At 65.1% G+C, this 19,546-nt stretch carries 19 protein-coding genes; 2 read left to right on the top strand and 17 right to left on the bottom strand.

Going from position 1 to position 19,546, the window contains the following annotated elements:
- Window positions 1-150: 150 nt before the first annotated feature.
- Entirely contained in the window at window positions 151-642 is a 492-nt protein-coding gene (locus tag GW587_RS16305) for a DciA family protein (protein WP_166105095.1), read from the top strand.
- Here GW587_RS16305 and lpxC read toward each other — a convergent pair.
- The 3 genes from lpxC to GW587_RS16290 all read right to left on the bottom strand — a co-directional run bounded on the left by lpxC (window position 639) and on the right by GW587_RS16290 (window position 3,577).
- Complete coding sequence (gene lpxC / locus GW587_RS16300; protein ID WP_166105092.1) at window positions 639-1,574, bottom strand: UDP-3-O-acyl-N-acetylglucosamine deacetylase; 936 nt, start codon at window positions 1,572-1,574, stop codon at window positions 639-641. The genes GW587_RS16305 and lpxC overlap by 4 nt on opposite strands.
- Window positions 1,575-1,597: 23 nt before the next feature.
- Window positions 1,598-2,440, bottom strand: a complete 843-nt coding sequence (locus GW587_RS16295) for a DMT family transporter (protein WP_166105580.1) — start codon at window positions 2,438-2,440, stop codon at window positions 1,598-1,600.
- A gap of 354 nt (window positions 2,441-2,794) precedes the next feature.
- Window positions 2,795-3,577 carry a helix-turn-helix transcriptional regulator gene (locus GW587_RS16290; RefSeq protein ID WP_166105089.1) on the bottom strand — a complete coding sequence of 261 codons (783 nt, stop codon included), beginning with the start codon at window positions 3,575-3,577 and terminating at the stop codon, window positions 2,795-2,797.
- A 91-nt stretch (window positions 3,578-3,668) separates the two neighbouring features.
- Here GW587_RS16290 and GW587_RS16285 point away from each other — a divergent pair, with 91 nt between their 5' ends.
- Window positions 3,669-4,445, top strand: coding sequence for a class I SAM-dependent methyltransferase (locus tag GW587_RS16285; RefSeq protein WP_166105086.1), 777 nt, complete (start codon window positions 3,669-3,671; stop codon window positions 4,443-4,445).
- A 7-nt stretch (window positions 4,446-4,452) separates the two neighbouring features.
- Here the strand turns inward: GW587_RS16285 and GW587_RS16280 are convergent, their stop codons facing one another.
- From GW587_RS16280 to GW587_RS16215, 14 genes are all read right to left on the bottom strand, one after another.
- Window positions 4,453-4,728, bottom strand: coding sequence for a type II toxin-antitoxin system RelE/ParE family toxin (locus tag GW587_RS16280; RefSeq protein ID WP_166105083.1), 276 nt, complete (start codon window positions 4,726-4,728; stop codon window positions 4,453-4,455).
- On the bottom strand, window positions 4,725-5,114 hold the full coding sequence (locus GW587_RS16275) for a hypothetical protein (protein ID WP_166105081.1): 390 nt from the start codon (window positions 5,112-5,114) through the stop codon (window positions 4,725-4,727). Before GW587_RS16275 ends, GW587_RS16280 begins: the two co-directional genes overlap by 4 nt.
- A gap of 101 nt (window positions 5,115-5,215) precedes the next feature.
- Entirely contained in the window at window positions 5,216-5,719 is a 504-nt protein-coding gene (locus GW587_RS16270) for a peroxiredoxin (protein ID WP_166105078.1), read from the bottom strand.
- 81 nt (window positions 5,720-5,800) lie between these two features.
- A complete protein-coding gene (gene ftsZ / locus GW587_RS16265; protein ID WP_166105076.1) occupies window positions 5,801-7,027 on the bottom strand; it encodes a cell division protein FtsZ in 1,227 nt (408 codons plus the stop codon).
- A 119-nt stretch (window positions 7,028-7,146) separates the two neighbouring features.
- Window positions 7,147-8,379 carry a cell division protein FtsA gene (ftsA, locus tag GW587_RS16260; protein ID WP_008445439.1) on the bottom strand — a complete coding sequence of 411 codons (1,233 nt, stop codon included), beginning with the start codon at window positions 8,377-8,379 and terminating at the stop codon, window positions 7,147-7,149.
- 12 nt (window positions 8,380-8,391) lie between these two features.
- Window positions 8,392-9,198 (bottom strand): cell division protein FtsQ/DivIB, encoded by an 807-nt coding sequence (locus tag GW587_RS16255; RefSeq protein WP_166105073.1) that lies wholly within the window; start codon window positions 9,196-9,198, stop codon window positions 8,392-8,394.
- A gap of 7 nt (window positions 9,199-9,205) precedes the next feature.
- The gene (locus GW587_RS16250; RefSeq protein WP_166105071.1) at window positions 9,206-10,165 is read right to left on the bottom strand and encodes a D-alanine--D-alanine ligase; all 960 of its coding nucleotides are present in this window, start codon (window positions 10,163-10,165) and stop codon (window positions 9,206-9,208) included.
- Window positions 10,166-10,167: 2 nt separating this feature from the next.
- Window positions 10,168-11,568 carry a UDP-N-acetylmuramate--L-alanine ligase gene (murC, locus tag GW587_RS16245; protein ID WP_166105069.1) on the bottom strand — a complete coding sequence of 467 codons (1,401 nt, stop codon included), beginning with the start codon at window positions 11,566-11,568 and terminating at the stop codon, window positions 10,168-10,170.
- Window positions 11,565-12,644: an undecaprenyldiphospho-muramoylpentapeptide beta-N-acetylglucosaminyltransferase gene (gene murG, locus GW587_RS16240; protein ID WP_166105066.1), complete on the bottom strand. Its 1,080-nt coding sequence runs from the start codon at window positions 12,642-12,644 to the stop codon at window positions 11,565-11,567. Before murG ends, murC begins: the two co-directional genes overlap by 4 nt.
- Complete coding sequence (gene ftsW, locus GW587_RS16235; protein ID WP_166105063.1) at window positions 12,641-13,861, bottom strand: putative lipid II flippase FtsW; 1,221 nt, start codon at window positions 13,859-13,861, stop codon at window positions 12,641-12,643. The genes murG and ftsW overlap by 4 nt, the downstream gene beginning before the upstream one ends.
- A complete protein-coding gene (gene murD, locus GW587_RS16230; protein WP_166105060.1) occupies window positions 13,861-15,414 on the bottom strand; it encodes a UDP-N-acetylmuramoyl-L-alanine--D-glutamate ligase in 1,554 nt (517 codons plus the stop codon). Before murD ends, ftsW begins: the two co-directional genes overlap by 1 nt.
- The gene (mraY, locus tag GW587_RS16225; RefSeq protein WP_166105057.1) at window positions 15,414-16,589 is read right to left on the bottom strand and encodes a phospho-N-acetylmuramoyl-pentapeptide-transferase; all 1,176 of its coding nucleotides are present in this window, start codon (window positions 16,587-16,589) and stop codon (window positions 15,414-15,416) included. Before mraY ends, murD begins: the two co-directional genes overlap by 1 nt.
- Window positions 16,590-16,591: 2 nt before the next feature.
- On the bottom strand, window positions 16,592-17,977 hold the full coding sequence (locus GW587_RS16220) for a UDP-N-acetylmuramoyl-tripeptide--D-alanyl-D-alanine ligase (RefSeq protein ID WP_166105055.1): 1,386 nt from the start codon (window positions 17,975-17,977) through the stop codon (window positions 16,592-16,594).
- Entirely contained in the window at window positions 17,977-19,530 is a 1,554-nt protein-coding gene (locus GW587_RS16215) for a UDP-N-acetylmuramoyl-L-alanyl-D-glutamate--2,6-diaminopimelate ligase (RefSeq protein ID WP_166105052.1), read from the bottom strand. The genes GW587_RS16220 and GW587_RS16215 overlap by 1 nt, the downstream gene beginning before the upstream one ends.
- Window positions 19,531-19,546: the final 16 nt, after the last annotated feature.

Here is a 19,546-nt window from a genome sequence, read left to right as displayed (position 1 = left end):
CTATGGCAAAAGACGGTGATTTTATCACGCGCCCGGGTCTACATTGGGTTATTGGCCGGTTTAACAATAGCCGTAGCGTGAACAATGTCACAAAACCAACCTATTTTACCCGTTGCTGACGTTTTTTTTCCGCTGTGCTATGGTTCGCGCATGCGATTCAACTCCTCCAACATCTCGATCACGCGCCGCACGGCGGTCGGCGCCACCGACTTCCTGCGCCGCGACGCCAAGATGGCGGCGCTGCTGCCGGCGATCCAGCGCATGGCGTCGCTGCAGAAAGACTGCGCGGCGGCCTTGCCGGCCATGTTCAAGTATTGCGAGATCCTGGCGTTCGAGGACGGCCAGCTGACCTTGTCGCTGCCCAACGCGGCGCTGGCGGCCAAGCTCAAGCAGCAGATCCCCAAGCTGCAGGAGACGCTGGCGCGGCGCGGCTGGCAGGTCGCGGGCGTGAAATTGAAGGTGCAGATGACCAAGCCGGCCGAGATCAGGGAGCCGATGCGGGTCCTGGCGCTATCGGAAGCGGCGGTCGCGGCCTTCGACCAGCTGGGGGCCGACCTGGAGCAGACGCCGCAGAACGCCACCCTGATCGCGGCGCTGCAGGCCATGGTGGCGCGCCGCCGCAAGCCGCCCGAGCAGACCTAAGTTAGCGCCCACTCGCGCGCCATCTGGCGCACATACGATTGCGGGGCGAGGTCGTTGTCCTCGAAGGTGACGATTTCGTAGGCGTCCGGATGCTTGAGCAATTCCAGCAGCAGCTGGTTGTTCAGCGCGTGGCCGGACTTGTGCGCCTCGTAGCTGGCCAGCAGCGGATGGCCGACCAGGTACAGGTCGCCGATCGCGTCGAGGATCTTGTGGCGCACGAACTCGTCGTCGTAGCGCAGACCGTCCGAGTTGAGGATGCGGTACTCGTCCATCACGATGGCGTTTTCCAGCGAACCGCCGCGCGCCAGGCCGATGCCGCGCAACATTTCCACGTCCTGCATGAAGCCAAAGGTGCGCGCGCGCGCCACGTCGTGCACATACGAGACGTCGCCGAAGTCGACATGCGCGCGCTGCTGCGTGCCGTCGACCGCCGGGTGGTTGAACTCGATGAAGAAGTCGAGCTTGAAACCGTCGTGCGGCAGCAGGCGCGCCCATTTTTCCTTGTCGCCCGTACCTTCGCGGATCTCGACCGGCTTCAGCACGCGGATGAATTTCTTCGCCGCCGGCTGTTCCAGCACGCCCGACTGTTGCAACAAATATACGAAGGACGAGGCCGAGCCGTCCATGATCGGGATTTCCTCGGCGCTGACCTCGATGTACAGGTTGTCGATGCCGAGGCCGGCGCAGGCCGACATCAGGTGCTCGACGGTGGAGACGCGGGCGCCGTCCTTGACCAGCACCGAGGCCATGCGGGTGTCGCCGACCGCCATCGCGCTGGACGGAAACTCGACCATCGGCGACAGGTCGACCCGGCGGAACACGATGCCGGTATCCGGCGCGGCCGGGCGCAGGGTCAGTTCGACCTTGGTGCCGGAGTGCAGGCCCACACCGGTGGTGCGGACCAGTTCTTTAATAGTGCGTTGTTTTAACATCCGGCGATTATAGCGAAGTGTGGTCAAGGGTGCTCGGCTTCGGCATGGACCGCTTCACGCCGCACCAGGTAGATGCCGCTGGCGATGATGATGCCGGCGCCGAGCAGTGTGTAGCCGTCCGGCAGCACCTGCCACAGCAGCCAGTCGATCGCGACGCCCCAGGCCAGCGCCGAATACTCGAACGGCGCCACCACCGAGGCCTTGCCGGAGCTGAAGGCGCGGGTGATCGCCAGCTGGCCGAAGAAGCCGGTCAGCGCCAGCGCCAGCAGCACCCAGCCGTCCTCGGCGCGCACCGCCACCCAGCCCTGGGCCGACATCGCCAGGCCGATCAGCGCCATCAGCAGCAGGTACCAGAACATCATCGACTCATTGCTGTCGGCGCGCGCCAGCACGCGGCTGGTGATCGCCGCGCCGGCGTAGCAGCAGGCCGAGCCGAGGATGGCCAGCCCGCCGAGCGACAGCATGCCGGCGCCTGTCGGCCGCAGCACCACCAGCACCCCGGCCAGCGCCACCGCGATCGCGATCCACTGGCCGGCGCCGACTTTCTCCTTCAGCACGAACACCGACAGCGCGGTGATCAGCGCCGGCGCGATGAAGAAAATCGAATACGCCTCGGCCAGCGACAGCGCCTTGAGGCCGAAAGCGAACGAGGTCAGCATCGCGATCCCGAGCGCGCTGCGGAACAGGTGCAGCGGCCAGCGCACGCGGAAGATGCCTTTGAACGCGCCGCGATACAGCATGTAGCAGATCAGCAGCGGCAGCGAACTGAGCGCGCGCATGGCGGTGACCTGGGTGGCGGGATAGTGGGCCGACAGCAGTTTCATGCTGGTGTCCATCAGCGAGAACATGGCGACGGCGACCAGCATCGCATAAATGCTGCGCAGGTTTTCTTGTCTGGAAATGGAAGTCAGAAGAAGCTCCTTGACGACAGGTCCGGGGTGGACCGCTGGGAACGTCATCATGGCGACGTCCGGAGCCAGGACGGCGCGCGGCGCCATCGAGCGTCATTATAGCAAGCTGATAATTTCCCCGCAGCACCAGCAAGCGGGAGGACACGTGGAGCGGGTGAGGGTATACGTCCCTCGCCTATTTTGTACTGATCTCGCCTATATGATGCCTATTTTTTCGGGGCCTCCCAAGGCTACACGGCCTGAAATTATAGGCATACCATAGGCATAACCAGTACAAAATAGGCGTGAGCCGTATACCCTCACGCCATCTCATGCCGCTGACGCGGAAAGCAACATCACCAGCTTCAGGTCGTGGCGCTTGGCCAGATGCAGCGTCACTTGATTGAAGCTCAGTTCGCCCAGGCGGGGATGCTGAAAGCGGCGCAGTCCGCCTTCGCGGCCGACCACATCCTGCAAGCTCCACAGCCGGCGGAACTCGTCGCTGCCGGCGGACAGTTCGGCGATCAGGCTGGCCAGCGCCTGGTCGCCGGCGTGCTTGCCGATGTCGGCGCGGAACTCCGCCGCCAATCGCTGGGCGCGGTCTTCCCAGCCGACGATCAGTCCGCGCGCCGCCGCCGAGCGGAACATGAAGCGCAGCAGGTTGGGCTTGACCGCCGCCTCGCTGTCCACATCCAGCCAGCCGCCGAACAGCGTCGCCGCCGGCGCGTTCCACGCCACCGCGTTCCACTGCCGGTCAAGCACATAGGCCGGCGCGTCGATCGCCGCGACCATCGACTCCAGCGCCTCCCCGGCGCCACCGTCGTCGTCGGCATGATGCGGATCGAGCCGCTCCGCCAGGCTGAACAGATAAGCGCGCTCGGCCGAGCTGAGCCGCAGCACCTCGGCCAGCCGCGCCAGCATCTTGCCCGACGCCGACACGTCCCTGCCCTGCTCCAGCCACGTCAGCCAGGTCGGACTGACGTCGCACAACTGCGCCAGCTCCTCGCGCCGCAGGCCGGGCGTGCGGCGCCGTCCGCCGCCGGGCAGGCCGACGCTGTCAGGGCTGACGCGCTCGCGATGCGCGCGGATGAATTCACCGAGTTTGCTTTGCATGGCAGTTCTTATACCAGGATAAATTATGGTCTTGTTACAGGATATAAACCCGCCTATTCTGCCCTGACCCGCCGCTCTTTTGGAGAAAATCATGCAGCAACAAGCCGTCGTCGCCAAGCAGTTCGGCAATACCGCCAGCACCTACCTGACCAGTGCCGTGCACGCGCAGGGCGCGGACCTGAGCGCGCTGCGCGATATCGCCGCCGCGCTCGGCAAGCCGCCGGTGGTGCTGGACCTGGGTTGCGGCGCCGGCCACGCCAGCTTCGCGGTGGCGCCGGTGGCGGAATCGGTGACCGCCCTCGACCTGTCGCCGCAGATGCTGGAGGTGGTGGCCGGCGCGGCACGCGAACGCGGCCTGAACAACATCAGCACGCGGCAAGGCGACGTCGGTCGGCTGCCGTTCGGAGACGCATCGTTCTGCATGGTCGTCACGCGCTTCTCGGCGCACCATTGGCTCGACGTGCCGGCCGCGCTGCGCGAAGTCAAGCGCGTGCTCAAGCCGCGCGGCGTGTTCATCGTGATCGACATCACCGCGCCGGAAGTCCCGCTGCACGACACCACGCTGCAAGCGGTCGAACTGCTGCGCGACGGCTCGCACGTGCGCGACTACCGCCCAACGGAATGGAGCACGATGCTGGCGGGCGCCGGCTTTAAAAGCGAGCGCGTCAGCGACTGGAAACTGGAAATGAAATTCGACGAATGGACCGCCCGCATGCGCACGCCGCCCGAGCGCATCACCGCGATCCGCAGCCTGCTGCGCAGCGCCCCGGAAGAAACCCGCAACTACTTCGCGGTCCAAGGCGACGACTCGTTCATCATCGACTCGACGCTGTTCAAAGCCAAGCACGATTTCGGCGAGATCTACTGAACGAAAATTACGGATAACGCTTTCGCGTATGAATGATATTTAGCGCTGTTATCTCCGTCGCGCTCTCCAAAAAAATAACCACGTAGTTCTTATGCGCCACCAGTTCAAAAGTGCCGCTTACGCGGCCACGGCGACGGGGGAAATAAGGATCGCCGAGTTGCTCGACCTGATCGTCCACATGTAGGCAAAGACTCGCTGCGGCTTGAGGATTATTGCGGGCGATGAAGCGTTCAATGTCGTCCAGATCAGCGAGATAACTCATCGTCCGGACCACCGGCTTCATATTTTTTTCCTGCTCCAACCTCTCTGAGCTCGAATTTCCGCCCACTCGTCTGGCGAATAGGTCTTATTTGTACCATCACGCAGGCCGGCTAATGAGGCCGCTACTTTTGCCTTAACCCATTCGTCATATGCCGATTCGCTCTCCGGTTGCCATCCAGAGATATCCACCTGAACAGAATGGACTCCCAGTTCCTTCAGCAGCAACAACGCTTCCCCCGAGTCCCTGAAGCGGCGGCCATTGGTGCCCCCGCCGTCCGCAAGTCTGGCGACGCCTTGTGCGGAAGTCCAGCGCACCTCGAACGCCGCATCAACGGCGTGCAACGCAACCGATGAGACATCTCCAGCCAGATAACTTGCCTGCAACGTCGCTGTATCGAGAAGTTTCATATTCGCCTCCGCGTCAAGTTCCACCCATGATACCTTGCTTGCCTTGCAATGCAAAACGGCGCCGAAGCGCCGTTTTGTAGTGCATCAAACTGCGCTGATGATTACAGCTGGCCCAGCAGCGTCTCGGCGTTCGAGACTTCGAACTTGCCGCCCTGCTCGACGTTCAGCTGCGTGACCACGCCGTTGTCGACGATCAGCGAGTAGCGCTGCGAGCGGGTGCCCATGCCGAACTTGCTGAAGTCGGCGTCCAGTCCCAAGGCCTTCGAATACGCGGCGTTACCGTCGGCCATCATGCGCACCACGCCGGTGGCTTTCTGGTCGCGGCCCCACGCGCCCATGACGAACGCGTCATTGACCGAGATGCACCAGATTTCATCGACGCCCTTGGCTTTCAGATCGGCCGCGTGCTTGACGTAGCCCGGCACATGCTGCGCCGAGCAGGTCGGGGTGTAGGCGCCCGGCAGGCCGAAGATCGCGATCTTCTTGCCCTTGACCAGGTCTTCCACTTTGAACGTGTTCGGGCCGAGCGAGCAGCCTTCGGTTTCGGTTTCGATGAATTCCGACAGGCTGCCTTCCGGCAGGGTATCGCCGATCTTGATGGTCATGGATGACTCCTTTTAAAAATACGAATGTAAAAAAGCCGCGCCGAGGCGCGGCCTTCCCCGGATATGAACCGGAAGTATGCCTTAATCGGCTTGCTTGCGCAGGAATGCCGGAATGTCGTAGGTCTCCATGCCGTTCTTTTCCATCGCGCGCACCTGCTCCGAGGCCGACTCGCGACGCCATACCGCCGGCGCCTTCATGCCGTCGAACGCCGGCGACGCGCCGCCGCCCATGCCGCCGGTCGCGCCCATCGACATGCCCGCCGCCGCCGCCGCGCCGCCCAACGCCGCCGATGGGGTCATCGGGCCGTTGTGGGTGCCGGTGCGCAGCATCTGCTGCGGCACCAGCTGCACGTGCTTCTTGGCCTTGCCCAGGCCGGTCGCCACCACGGTGACGCGGATCGCGTCGCCCATGCTGTCGTCGTAGGCGATGCCCTGGGCGATCGAGGCGTCCGGCGCCGCGAACGCGCGCACGGCGGCCATGACTTCCTTGATCTCCTTACCCTTCAGGCCACGCGACGCGGTCACGTTGACCAGCACGCCGCGCGCGCCCGACAGGTCGACGCCGTCCAGCAGCGGCGACGCCACCGCCTGCTCGGCCGCGATGCGCGCGCGGTCGACGCCGGCGGCGGTCGCGGTGCCCATCATGGCCTTGCCCTGCTCGCCCATGATGGTCTTGACGTCGTTGAAGTCGACGTTGATGTGGCCCGGCACGTTGATGATCTCGGCGATACCGGCCACCGCGTTGTTGAGCACATCATCGGCGTGCTGCAGCCACTCGATCAGCGATTCGTCTTCGTAGATCTCTTCCAGCTTCTCGTTCAGGATCACGATCAGCGAATCAACGTTGGCCGACAGCTGCTCCAGGCCCTCATCGGCGATGTCCATGCACTTCTGGCCTTCGTGCGAGAACGGCTTCGACACCACCGCCACCGTCAGCGCGCCCAGCGACTTGGCGATTTCCGCCACGATCGGCGCCGCGCCGGTGCCGGTGCCGCCGCCCATGCCGGCGGCGATGAACACCATGTGCGCGCCGCGCAGCGAGTCTTCGATGCGCTGGCGCGATTCCTCGGCCAGCTTGCGGCCGACTTCAGGTTTCATGCCGGCGCCCAGACCGGTCTCGCCGATCTGGATCACGTTGTCGGCCTTGGAGGTCGCCAGCGCCTGCGCGTCGGTGTTGGCGGCGATGAACTCGACGCCGACCATGCCCTTGTTGATCATGTGTTGAACTGCGTTGCCACCTGCTCCGCCGACTCCGACGACCTTGATGACGGTACCCAAAGCTGCGTTATCGACCATATCAAACTCCATGATGTACTCCCTATCAGAATGCGGTTTTCAAGCGCCAGTCCTCATATTTTTAGAAGAACTGGGGATTGAAAACTGCGGTTTCAATATTAAAAAAAACGTCGCGTTTGTACTTCAGAATTTCAGAAATTACCGAGGAACCATTCCTTCATGCGCTGCCATACCGCCTTCACCGAACCATCCTGCCGCGTGACGATGTGGCCACGCAGGTACTGCTTTTTCGCTTCCAACAACAGGCCAAGCACGGTCGCGTAGCGCGGACTGCGCACCACGTCGGCCAGCTGGCCACGGTAGTCCGGCGTGCCGAGGCGCGCCGGCTTGAGGAATATGTCTTCCGCCATCTCGACCATGCCCGGCATGATCGCGGTGCCGCCGGTCAGCACGATGCCCGACGACAGCACGCCTTCGTAGCCGGACTCGCGCACCACCTGGTGCACCATCGCGAACAGCTCCTCGACGCGCGGCTCGATCACCGCCGCCAGCGCCTGGCGCGACAGGTTGCGCGGACCGCGGTCGCCCAGGCCCGGCACTTCCAGCGTCTCGCCCGGATCGGCCAGCACCTGCTTGGCGACCCCGTAGCGGATCTTGATTTCTTCGGCTTCCGAGGTCGGCGTGCGCAACGCCATCGCGATATCGTTGGTGATCTGGTCGCCGGCGATCGGGATCACCGCCGTGTGGCGGATCGCGCCGTCCGAGAACACCGCCACGTCGGTGGTGCCGCCGCCGATGTCGATCAGCACCACGCCGAGTTCCTTCTCGTCCGGCGTCAGCACCGCGTCGGCCGAGGCCATCGGCTGCAGGATCAGGTCCGACACTTCCAGTCCGCAGCGGCGCACGCACTTGACGATGTTCTGCACCGCCGACACCGCGCCGGTCACGATGTGCACCTTGACTTCGAGGCGGATGCCGCTCATGCCGATCGGCTCGCGCACATCCTCCTGGCTGTCGACGATGAATTCCTGCGGCACCGTATGCAGCAATTGCTGGTCGGTCGGAATGTTAACCGCCTTTGCCGTTTCAATGACGCGCGCCACGTCGGTCGCCGTCACTTCCTTGTCCTTGATCGCCACCATGCCGCTGGAGTTGAAGCTGCGGATATGGCTGCCCGCGATGCCGGCGTAGACATTGCGGATCTTGCAGTCGGCCATCAGCTCCGCTTCTTCCAGCGCGCGCTGTATCGATTCGACGGTCGCTTCGATGTTGACCACCACGCCCTTCTTCAGGCCTTTCGACTCGTGCTGGCCCAGGCCGATCACTTCGTGGCGTCCATCGCCCATCACCTCGGCCACCACGGCCACCACTTTCGAGGTGCCGATGTCGAGGCCGACGATCAGGTTTTTCGCGTCTTTAGTCATGTCTTTCTCTGCCTACTGTATTTTCTTGATCGGTTTAACGGCCGCTGGTTTCTTTTTTGGCTTGGCTCCCTCGGCCGGAATCTTCAATCCCGCCGAACTCAGTGCCAGCCCGTTCTGGTAACGCATGTCTATCGTGTCGATGTTCTGCAAATGTTCCACCAGCTGCGGATAAATCCCGGTCAGCCGGTCCACCCTTTCCTTCAACGTGGTGCTGGTCTGTTCCCGCCCCAGCGCCACGCTCATGCCGTTGTCCAGCCCTACCGTCCACGCATAGCGGCTCGACAGCGACAGCGACTGCGGCACCAGCTTCAGCGGCGCGAACCACGCGCGCAGCTCGTCGTAACGCGACAGCACTTCCTTCTCGCTGCCGTCCGGTCCATCGAACTCCGGCAGCGCGTGATCCTCTTCCGCCTCGGCCAGGTTGGCGGTGAACACATCGCCCTTGGTCGACAACAATCGACCGTCCTCGCCCCACGTGCCCAGCGCCTCATGCTCCTCCAGCGCCACGATCAGCTGGTCCGGCCATTCGCGCCGCACCGTCGCGCGCCGCACCCAAGGCACCGATTCGAACGCCTGGCGCACCGCGTCCAGGTTGGTGGTGAAGAAGTTGCCCTTGATGCGATACAGCGCGTTGTTACGCAGGGTCAGGTGGTTCACATGCTTCAACTCTTCCTGCGCGATGCTCTCGATGCGGATGGTGCGCAGGTTGAACATCGGCCGCTGCGCCACCCACCAGACGCCGGCCGCGATGCACGCCAACAGCGTCAGCACAAAGATGCCGCTGGCGCTCGCGTTCAAGGCTTTAACGTCTTGCCACATGTACCGCTCAACCCTTCATCTTCAAACTCGCCGTGCGCAGGATTTCCACGCACAGTTCCTCGTAGCTCATGCCCTCCGCGCGCGCCGCCATCGGCACCAGCGAATGGGTGGTCATGCCGGGCGAGGTGTTCGCCTCCAGCAGGAACGGCTTCTGGTCGCGCTCGCGCAGCAGCACGTCGACCCGCCCCCAGCCCTGGCAACCCAGCGTGCGGTAGGCCTGCACCGCGATGCGGCGCATCTCTTCGCTCAGCGCGTCCGGCAGCACCGCCGGGCAGTGGTATTTGACGTCGTCGGTGAAGTACTTGTTCTGGTAGTCGTAATTGCCCTGCGGCGCCACGATCTCCACGATCGGCAGCGCGCGCGCGGTCGCGCCGGTGCCGAGGATGGCGACCGTGAACTCGCGGCCGGTGACGAATTCCTCGGCCAGCACCGAGTCGTCCAGCGCGGCGGCGATATCGTAGGCGGCCTTGAACTCGCCGGCGGCGTTGACCTTGGTGATGCCGATGGTCGACCCCTCATGCGGCGGCTTGACGATCAGCGGCAGGCCCAGGCCGGCGGCGACTTGCGCCAGGTCGGACTGCGCATCCAGCACCGCGTAGTTCGGCGTCGGCAGGCCGGCGGCCAGCCACAGGATCTTGGTGGTGATCTTGTCCATCGCCACCGAGCTTGGCATCACGCCGCTGCCGGTGTAGGGAATGCCCAGCAGTTCCAGCGCGCCCTGCAGGCTGCCGTCTTCGCCGAAGCGGCCGTGCAGCGCGATGAACACGCGGTCGAATTTTTCGTCGGCCAGTTCGGCCAGCGAGCGCAGTCCGGTATCGAAGGCGTGGGCGTCGATGCCCTGGCTCTGCAGCGCCTGCAGCACGCCGGTGCCGGACATCAGCGAAACATCGCGTTCGGCGGAACGGCCGCCGAGCAGCACGCCGACCTTGCCGAAAGCTTTTGCGTCAGGAGGAGTAAGGTGATTCACGTTCAGACCTTTGGGTAATTAGTCAGTTTTGCAGGGACGCCGCTGATCGAGCCCGCCCCCATGGTCATCACGACGTCGCCGTCGCGCACCACGTTCATGATGGTTTCCGGCATATCGCCGATCGCCTCGACAAAAATCGGTTCCGTCTTGCCGCGCGCGCGCAGCGCATGCGCCAGCGCGCGGCCGTCGGCCGCCACCACCGGCGCTTCGCCGGCGGCGTAGACTTCCGCCAGCACCAGCACGTCCGGCGCGCCCAGCACCTTGACGAAGTCCTCGAACAGGTCGCGGGTGCGGCTGTAACGGTGCGGCTGGAACGCCAGCAGCAGGCGCCGGCCCGGATAGGCGGCGCGCGCGGCGGCCATGGTCACGTCCATCTCCAGCGGGTGGTGGCCGAAATCGTCCACCAGCGTAAAGGTGCCGCCGCCGGCGCTGTCGGGAATGGCGACTTCGCCGTATTTGGTGAAGCGGCGTCCCACGCCGGCAAAACCGGCCAGACCGGCCTGGGTCGCGCTGTCGGCGATGCCGATTTCGCGCGCGATGGCGACCGCCGAGCAGGCGTTCTGCACGTTGTGCAGGCCCGGCTGGTTCAGCACCACGTCCAGGTCCGGATAGCCTTCCTGTATGACGGTGAAATGCATCTCGACGCCGACCGCGCGCGCGTTGACCGCGCGGACTTCGGCATCTTCGGCGAAGCCGTAGGTGGTCACCGGCTTGGTCACCTGTGGGATGATCGAGCGCACATGCGGATCGTCGATGCACAGCATGGCGCGGCCGTAGAACGGCAGGCGGTGCGTGAAGTGGACGAAGGCCTGCTTGAGCTTCTCGAAATCGTGCTCGTAGGTTTCCATGTGATCGGCGTCGATGTTGGTGATGACTTCGATCATCGGCGTCAGGTTCAGGAACGAAGCGTCCGACTCGTCGGCTTCCGCCACCAGGTACTCGCCGGTGCCCAGCTTGGCGTTGGCGCCGGCGCTGGTCAGGCGGCCACCGATGACGAAGGTCGGATCCAGCCCGCCCTGCGCCAGCACCGACGCCACCAGGCTGGTGGTGGTGGTCTTGCCGTGGGTGCCGGCGATGGCGATGCCGCGCTTCAGGCGCATCAACTCGCCCAGCATCACCGCGCGCGGAACGATCGGAATCTTGCGGCTGCGCGCCGCCACCACTTCGGGATTGTCCTGCTGCACGGCGGTCGAGGTCACGACCGCGTCGGCCTTGCCGATGTTTTCCGCCGCGTGGCCCTGGAACACTTGCGCGCCCATGTCGACCAGACGCTGGGTGACGGCATTGCTGCCCAGGTCCGAGCCGGACACGCTATAGCCCAGCGTCAGCAACACTTCCGCGATCCCGCTCATGCCGCTGCCGCCGATGCCGACGAAGTGTATGTTTTGTACTTTATGCTTCACGGCTTAACCTTTGCCAGTTGTTCCAATACGCCCGCGATGGCGTCGTTCGAATCGCGCTTGCCGACGCCGCGCGCGGCCTTGGCCATCGTCAGGCAGGCGGTGCGGGTCAGCGTTTCCAGCAGCGTCGCCACACTCTGCGCGCTCAATTCCGTTTGCGGCATGTGGATCGCCGCGTTCTGTTTCGCCATCCACTGCGCGTTGTCGCGCTGGTGGCTGGTGGTGCTGGCCACGAACGGCACCAGCACGCTGGCCACGCCGGCGGCGGTCAGCTCCGACACCGTGATCGCGCCGGCGCGGCAGATCACCAGGTCGGCCGCGCTGTAGGCGGCGGCCATGTCGTCGATGAAGTCGACCACGTTCGCCTCCACGCCGGCTTGCGCATACGCCGCGCGCAGCGCATCGATATTCTTCTTGCCCGACTGGTGCGTCACCAGCGGACGCTGCGCCGCCGGGATCAGCGCCAGCGCCGCCGGCAGGCTGTCGTTGAGCGCCTTGGCGCCCAGGCTGCCGCCGACCACCAGGATGCGCAGCGGACCTTCGCGGCCGGCGAAACGCAGCGCCGGCTCGGGCACGTCCAGGATCTCCTTGCGCACCGGATTGCCGGTGACCACCGCCTTGCCGGCCGCGCCGCCGAAGTCCGCCGGGAAGCCGAAGCACACCCGGTCCGCGAACGGCACCAGCGTCTTGTTCGACAACAGCAGCGCCGCGTCGGCGTTGACCAGCATCAGCGGCACGCCGCGCATGCGCGCCATCAAGCCGCCCGGCACGGTGACGTAACCGCCCATGCCCATGATGACGTCCGGCTTGCGGCTGCCGATGTAGCCGAAACAGGCGGCGAACGCCTTGACCATCTTCAGCGCGCCGCCGAGCGAGTGCTTCAAGCCCTTGCCGCGCATGCCGGTGAAGTCGATGCTGTCCATCGCGATGCCGTGTTTCGGCACCAGCTCCTGTTCCATGCCGGAGGAGGTGCCCAGCCAGCTGACATCCCAGCCGCGCGCGCGCATGGTTTGCGCGATCGCCAGGCCGGGGAAAATATGACCGCCGGTGCCGGCCGCCATGATCATTAGTCGTTTCATAGTCTGCCACCACGCATCAGCACCCGGTTCTCGTAGTCGATCCGGAGCAGGATCGCGAGGCCGATGCAGTTAATTACAACACCCGTACCGCCATAGCTCATCAGCGGCAAGGTCAAACCCTTGGTCGGCAGCAGGCCAAGGTTGACACCCATATTAATAAACGTCTGCACCCCGATCCAGATGCCGATGCCCTTGGCCGTCAGGCCGGCGAAGGTCTGGTCGATGGCGATCGCCTGGCGGCCGATGTCGAAGGCGCGCTTGACCAGCCAGTAGAACAGCGCGATCACCACCAGCACGCCGGCCAGGCCGAGTTCCTCGCCGATCACCGCCATCAGGAAGTCGGTGTGCGCTTCCGGCAGGTAGTGCAGCTTTTCCACGCTGCCGCCCAGGCCGACGCCGAAGATCTCGCCGCGTCCGAATGCGATCAGCGAGTGCGTCAGCTGGTAAGCCTTGTTCAATGCGTTGTCCTCTTCCCACGGATTCAGGTAGGCGAAGTAGCGCTCGCGGCGGAACTTCGACAGCGCGATGATCGAACCGAAGATCGCCACCAGCACCAGGCCGATGCCGCCGAACCAGATGGCGTTGATCCCGCCCAGGAACAGGATGCCCATCGCGATGCAGACGATCACGCCGAAGGCGCCGAGGTCGGGCTCCAGCAGCAGCAGCAAGCCGACCACGCCGACCGCCGCCGCCATCGGCATGAAGCCCTTGGTCAGCTTGTGCATGTATTCCTGCTTGCGCACGGTGTAGTCGGCGGCGTACAGCACCGCGACCACCTTCATCAGTTCCGACGGCTGGATCTTGATCACCACCAGCGACAACCAGCGACGGCTGCCGTTGACCACCGAGCCCAGGCCCGGCACCAGCACCAGGAACAGCATCACCAGGGTGGCGGTGAACAGATACGGCGCGGCCTTCTGCAAATCCGCGATGCGGATGCGGAACACGAACAGGCCGGCGATGAGCGAGATGCCGATGAACATCGCCTGGCGCTGCACGAAATAGGTGTTCTGCCAGCGGACGTAGTTGACGTACTTCGGCGAATCCGGCAGCGAGATCGAGGCCGAGTACACCATCACCATCCCGAGCAGCATCAGCAGCAGCGTGACCCAGACCAGCGGCTGGTCGTACTCCATCATCTTCGACTGCCGCGCGCGGCTGTCCATCGACGGTGTCGTCGATTTCGAGCCAAAGCGGAACGGCATCTGGAAGGCCATCAGAGCTCCTGTCCCGCGTCGAGCGCGATATCGCGCACGGTGTCGATGAACACCTGGGCGCGATGCGCGTAGTTCTTGAACATGTCCATGCTGGCGCAGGCAGGCGACAGCAGCACGGCGTCGCCGGCTTGCGCCAGTTCGCTGGCGCGCTTGACGGCCTGCGGCAGGTCGGTGCCGCAGTCTTCGAGCGCATAGGACAACTGCGCGCCGGATGGCTCCAGTGCGGCGCGGATCAGCGCCGCGTCGCGGCCGATCAGCAGCACCGCGCGCACGTGGCGCGACACCGGCTCGGCCAGCGGCGTGAAGTCCTGGCCCTTGCCGTCGCCGCCCATGATCACCACCAGGCGCTGGTTGGCGCCGGTGAAGGCCTTGCCCAGGCCGTACAGCGCGGCCACGGTGGCGCCGACGTTGGTGCCCTTGCTGTCGTCGTAGTATTCGACTTCATTGATCGCGCTGACCAGCTCCACCCGGTGCGGCTGGCCGCGATACTCGCGCAGGCCGTGCAGCAGCGGCGCCAGCGGCAGGTCGATGGCGCGGCACAGCGCCAGCGCGGCCAGCGCGTTGGCGGCGTTGTGCACGCCGCGAATCTGCAAGGCGTCGGCCGGCATCAGGTTCTTGACCATGCACTCGACCGGCGGCGGAGGCGGATCGTTCTTCTTGCGTTTCTTCGGTTCGGCTTCTTCCTCGGCCGGGATGGCGGTGGCCAGCCACAGTACGCCGCGCTCGTTGTTCAGGCCCAGGTCGTCGCGCACGCTCGGCGCATCGGTGCCGAAGGTGACGTTGTGGCCGGTGGCGCTGGCCATGCGCATCACGGTCGCATCGTCGCGGTTCAACACGCGCACGGTGTCGGCCGCGAAGATGCGGTGCTTGGCGGCGGCGTAGGACGGCATGTCGCCGTGCCAGTCCAGGTGATCCTGGGTCACGTTCAGCACCGTGGCGGCGTGCGCCTCCAGCGTGAAGGTGGTCTGCAGCTGGAAGGAGGACAGCTCCAGCACCCAGATCTCCGGCAGGCGCGCCGGCTGTTCTTCCGTGCCTTCGGGCGCGGCGGGGGCATCCAGCACGTCGCGCAGCACGTCTAGCGCGGCGGGGCTGATATTGCCGGCCACGCGCACCGACTTGCCGGCGCGCTCGCACAGCTGGCCGACCAGCGTGGTGACGGTGGTCTTGCCGTTGGTGCCGGTGATGGCGATCAGCTTCGGCTCATAGCCGCGCTCATTCTTCAGCGCTTCCAGCGCCTGCGCGAACAGTTCGATTTCGCCCCAGACCGGGATGCCGGCGGCGCTGGCGGCCGGGTTGATCTCGGCCAGCTCGCGGTACGGCGCCAGGCCCGGGCTGACAGCGACGAAGTCGACGCCATCCAGCAGCGCCGCCGTCAGCGGGCCGGCGATGAACTCGGCCTCCGGCAGCGACGCGCGCAGGGCCGGCAGACGGTCCGGCGATTCACGGGTATCGGCAACGCGCACGCGCGCGCCGCTGCGGGCGAGCCACAGCGCCATCGCCAGACCGGATTCACCCAGTCCAAGTACCAATGCGTTTTTGCCGTCGTAGATCATCAGCGCAGTTTCAAAGTAGAGAGTCCGACCAGTACCAGCATCATCGTGATGATCCAGAAGCGCACGACGACCTGGGTCTCTTTCCAGCCTTTTTGTTCAAAGTGGTGGTGCAAAGGCGCCATCAGGAACACGCGGCGGCCGACGCCGAAGCGTTTCTTGGTGATCTTGAACCAGCCCACCTGGATGATCACCGACAGCGTCTCCGCGACGAAGATGCCGCCCATGATGAACAGGACGATTTCCTGGCGCACGATCACGGCGATGGTGCCCAGCGCGCCGCCCAGCGCCAACGCGCCGACGTCGCCCATAAACACTTGCGCCGGGTGCGTGTTAAACCACAGGAAGGCCAGGCCAGCGCCGGCCAACGCGCCGCAGAAGATAATGAGTTCGCCCGCGCCGGGAATGTGCGGAATGAACAGGTAACGCGAATAGGTGGCGCTACCGGTCAGGTAGGCGAACAGGCCGAGCGCCGAACCGACCAGGATGGTCGGCATGATCGCCAGGCCATCCAGGCCGTCGGTGAAGTTGACCGCGTTGCTGGTGCCGACGATGACGCAGTAGGTCAACGCGATGAAGCCCCACACGCCCAGCGGATAGCTGATGGTCTTGAAGAACGGCACGATCAAGTCGGCCTTCGGCGGCAGATCCAGCTCGAAGCCCGACTGCACCCAGGCAAAGAACAGCTCGAACACCTTGCCGGCGCTCGGCTCCGACACCGACACCGAGAACGCCAGGTACAGCGCGGCGGACAGGCCGACCAGCGACTGCCAGAAGTATTTTTCCGCCGAACGCATGCCCTCGGGATCCTGGCGCACCACCTTGCGGTAGTCGTCGACCCAGCCGACCGCGCCGAAGCCCAGCGTCACCACCAGCACCGGCCAGATCAGGCGGTTCGACAGGTCGCACCACAGCAGCGTGGAAACGCCGATGGAGATCAGCAGCAGCACGCCGCCCATGGTTGGGGTACCGTGTTTTTTCAAGTGGGTCTGCGGACCGTCGGTGCGCACGGCCTGGCCGTACTTCATGGCGGTCAGCTTGCGGATCACGGCCGGGCCGGCGGCCAGGCCGATCACCAGCGCGGTGATCGTCGCGAACACCGCGCGGAAGGTGATGAAACTGAACACGCGGAGCGGTCCGACGTCTTGTTGAAAATAGTGTGCGAGCCAAAGCAGCATGATTAGTGACTTTCCTTGTTAGCTTGTTGCGATCCAATCAAATGCTGCACGACCCGTTCCATTTTCATGAAGCGGGAGCCCTTGATTAATACGGTTGCATCCGGCGTCACGGCTGCATCGACAGCAGCCAGCAGATCGCCGAAGTTTTCAAAATGACGAACCGACGCGCCCACCATGTGCGCGGCCAGTTCGCCGGTGACCAGCACCTGTTCGATGCCTTTGCTCTGCGCGTAAGCGCCGATCTCTTCGTGGAACTCGCGGCCCTGCGTGCCGACTTCGCCCATGTCGCCCAGCACCAGCACGCGCGGCGCGGCGGCCTTGGCCAGCACGTCGATGGCGGCGCGCACCGAATCCGGATTGGCGTTGTAGCTGTCGTCGATGACGACCGCGCCGTTGGTCGCGGCCTTCTTCTGCAGACGGCCGCTGACCGGCGCGAAGGTGTCGAGTCCCAGCTTGATTTTTTCGAGCGCGATGCCCGCCGCGTACGTGCAAGCCACGGCGGCCAGCGCGTTGCGCACATTATGTTCGCCCGCCGCTTGCAGGTTGACGAAGAACTGCTGCACATCGGCCTCGGCTTCGCCGATGGTGACGAACATCTCGCTGCCGAAGTCGCCGGCGCGGAAGGTGCAGCTCACTTCCGCATCCTTGGTCAGCCCGAAGCGCAGCGCGCGGCGGCCGGCGGACAGTTCTTCCCACACCGGCGTGAACTCGTCGCCATGCGGGAACACGGCGACGCCGTCGCCCGGCAGCGCGGCCAGCACGGCGCCGTTTTCGCGCGCCACCGCTTCCACCGTGTGCATGAATTCCTGGTGTTCGCGCTGGGCGTTGTTGACCATGGCGATGCCCGCTTCGGCGATCGCGGCCAGGCGGCCGATCTCGCCCGGATGGTTCATGCCCATCTCGATCACGGCCGCTTCCTGTTTCGCTTCCATGCGGAACAGCGTCAGCGGCACGCCGATTTCGTTATTCAGGTTGCCGCGCGTGGCCAGGCGGCCTTCGTCGCCGTGGGCGGCGGCCAGGATCGCGGCGATCATTTCCTTGACCGTGGTCTTGCCGTTGCTGCCCGTGACGCCGATCACCGGCATCGCGAACTGGCGGCGCCAGTAATTGGCGATCTGGCCCAGCGCGACCAGCGTGTTCGGCACGACGATCGCAGGCAAGGTCCAACCCTCGGGCAGCTCTTCCACCACGACGGCGGCGGCGCCCTTCTCCGCGACTTGCGCCAGGAAGTCGTGGGCGTCGAACACCTCGCCGCGCAGCGCGACGAACAGCGAACCTGCGAAGACATTGCGGCTGTCGGTCGACACGCCATTAAATACAGCGTCACCGTCGCCAATCAATGTGGCGCCGGTGATCGAAGGCAGAATTTGTGCGAGTGCAGCGCGCATCAATTCGTCCTCATCATGGTTAAACGGGCCGACAGCGCCAGTTGCGCGTGATCGGCGTCGGAGAACGGCAGCTTCTTGCCCTTGATTTCCTGGTATGGCTCATGGCCTTTACCGGCCAGCAGGATCACGTCCGGCTTGGCGGCATGCTTGATCGCCGACAGGATGGCGGCGGCGCGGTCGTCCAGCGCCTGCACCGTCGATGCCGGATTGGCGCGGTCCATGCCGGCCAGGATCTGCTCGATGATCGAATGCGGCTCCTCGCTGCGTGGATTGTCGCTGGTGACCAGCACATGGTCGGCCGCCTGCGCGATCTTGCCCATCTGCGGACGCTTGCCCGGATCGCGGTCGCCGCCGCAGCCGAATACGCACCACAGCTGGCCGCCGCGATCGGTCGCGACCTGGCGCAGCGCGGCCAGGGTTTTTTCCAGCGCGTCCGGCGTGTGCGCGTAATCGATGACGATCATCGGCGCATCCTGGCCGCCGACCTGCTGCATGCGGCCCGGCGCCGGGTGCAGCGCTTCGACCGCGTCGATGGCGGCGCGCAGGCGCAGGCCCTTGGCCAGCATCGCGCCCATCACGCCCAGCGCGTTGCTGATGTTGAAGTTGCCGACCAACTGCGTCTTGACCTGCGCCACGCCGAGCGCGCACTCCAGATGGAATTCGGTGCCGGTGTTGCGGCTGCTGCGGATCTGGCTGGCGCGCAGCATCAGCACGCCGGCGATGTCGGGCCGCGCGGCCGCGTCGTGCAGCGTGTAGCCGATCAGCGGAATCGCGCCGGCCAGCGCCGGCTTGGCTTGCAGGTGCGCGATCAGGCGCGCGCCCATCGGATCGTCCAGATTGACCACCGCCGTCTTCAGGCCGGGCCAGTCGAACAGCTTGGTCTTGGCGGCCTCGTAGGCCTCCATCGTGCCGTGGTAGTCCAGATGGTCGCGCGTCAGGTTGGTGAACAGCGCCACGTCGAAATGCATGCCCGCCACGCGGCCCTGTTCCAGGCCGATCGACGAGACCTCGATCGCCAGCGAGGCAGCGCCCTGCTCGCGCAGATCGGCCAGCGTGCGCGCCAGCAGCACCGCGTCCGGCGTGGTGTAGCCGGTGACGTTGTATTCCACGTCGCCGCGCGCGCGGAACACGCCGACGCCCAGCGTGCCGATCACGGCGGCCGCTTCGGTGCCGCGCGACAGCGCCTGACCCAGCCACACGGCGCTGGAGGTCTTGCCATTGGTGCCGGTCACGCCGACGGTGAACATCGCCGCATCCGGCTGCTGATAGAAAGCGTGCGCGATGGCGCCGGCGTTCTGCTTCAGGCTCGCTACCGTCAGGTAAGGCACGGTCCAGCCGTCGTTCCAGCTGAAGTCCGTAGGATCGAGCACCACCAGCGCCGCGCCCTGCTCGATGGCGCCGTCGATAAAGCTGCGCCCATCGCCGGCGGCGCCAGCGTCGGCTGCAAACGCAAAGAAAACATCGCCCGGCTTGATGCGGCGCGAATCCGAAGCCAGGTGCGCCGTCGGCGCCAGCTTGCGGATTGCGGCTGCTATCGTTGGAACATCAGCCATTGGGTCGAATTGAGAA

The sequence above is a fragment of the Duganella aceris genome (genome assembly GCF_011090165.1).
In the GTDB taxonomy this organism is placed as follows: Bacteria; Pseudomonadota; Gammaproteobacteria; order Burkholderiales; family Burkholderiaceae_D; genus Rugamonas; species Rugamonas aceris.
The sequence above is the reverse complement of the archived record's forward strand: the minus strand, read 5'-3'. Positions and strand labels throughout refer to the sequence as shown.

Coding starts and splice junctions, on each gene's coding strand:
- GW587_RS16305 (WP_166105095.1), top strand. CDS start 151: ATGCGATTCAACTCCTCCAACATCTCGATCACGCGCCGCACGGCGGTC.
- lpxC (WP_166105092.1), bottom strand. CDS start 1,574: ATGTTAAAACAACGCACTATTAAAGAACTGGTCCGCACCACCGGTGTG.
- GW587_RS16295 (WP_166105580.1), bottom strand. CDS start 2,440: ATGCTGGTCGCCGTCGCCATGTTCTCGCTGATGGACACCAGCATGAAA.
- GW587_RS16290 (WP_166105089.1), bottom strand. CDS start 3,577: ATGCAAAGCAAACTCGGTGAATTCATCCGCGCGCATCGCGAGCGCGTC.
- GW587_RS16285 (WP_166105086.1), top strand. CDS start 3,669: ATGCAGCAACAAGCCGTCGTCGCCAAGCAGTTCGGCAATACCGCCAGC.
- GW587_RS16280 (WP_166105083.1), bottom strand. CDS start 4,728: ATGAAGCCGGTGGTCCGGACGATGAGTTATCTCGCTGATCTGGACGAC.
- GW587_RS16275 (WP_166105081.1), bottom strand. CDS start 5,114: ATGAAACTTCTCGATACAGCGACGTTGCAGGCAAGTTATCTGGCTGGA.
- GW587_RS16270 (WP_166105078.1), bottom strand. CDS start 5,719: ATGACCATCAAGATCGGCGATACCCTGCCGGAAGGCAGCCTGTCGGAA.
- ftsZ (WP_166105076.1), bottom strand. CDS start 7,027: ATGGAGTTTGATATGGTCGATAACGCAGCTTTGGGTACCGTCATCAAG.
- ftsA (WP_008445439.1), bottom strand. CDS start 8,379: ATGACTAAAGACGCGAAAAACCTGATCGTCGGCCTCGACATCGGCACC.
- GW587_RS16255 (WP_166105073.1), bottom strand. CDS start 9,198: ATGTGGCAAGACGTTAAAGCCTTGAACGCGAGCGCCAGCGGCATCTTT.
- murG (WP_166105066.1), bottom strand. CDS start 12,644: ATGAAACGACTAATGATCATGGCGGCCGGCACCGGCGGTCATATTTTC.
- ftsW (WP_166105063.1), bottom strand. CDS start 13,861: ATGGCCTTCCAGATGCCGTTCCGCTTTGGCTCGAAATCGACGACACCG.
- murD (WP_166105060.1), bottom strand. CDS start 15,414: ATGATCTACGACGGCAAAAACGCATTGGTACTTGGACTGGGTGAATCC.
- mraY (WP_166105057.1), bottom strand. CDS start 16,589: ATGCTGCTTTGGCTCGCACACTATTTTCAACAAGACGTCGGACCGCTC.
- GW587_RS16220 (WP_166105055.1), bottom strand. CDS start 17,977: ATGCGCGCTGCACTCGCACAAATTCTGCCTTCGATCACCGGCGCCACA.
- GW587_RS16215 (WP_166105052.1), bottom strand. CDS start 19,530: ATGGCTGATGTTCCAACGATAGCAGCCGCAATCCGCAAGCTGGCGCCG.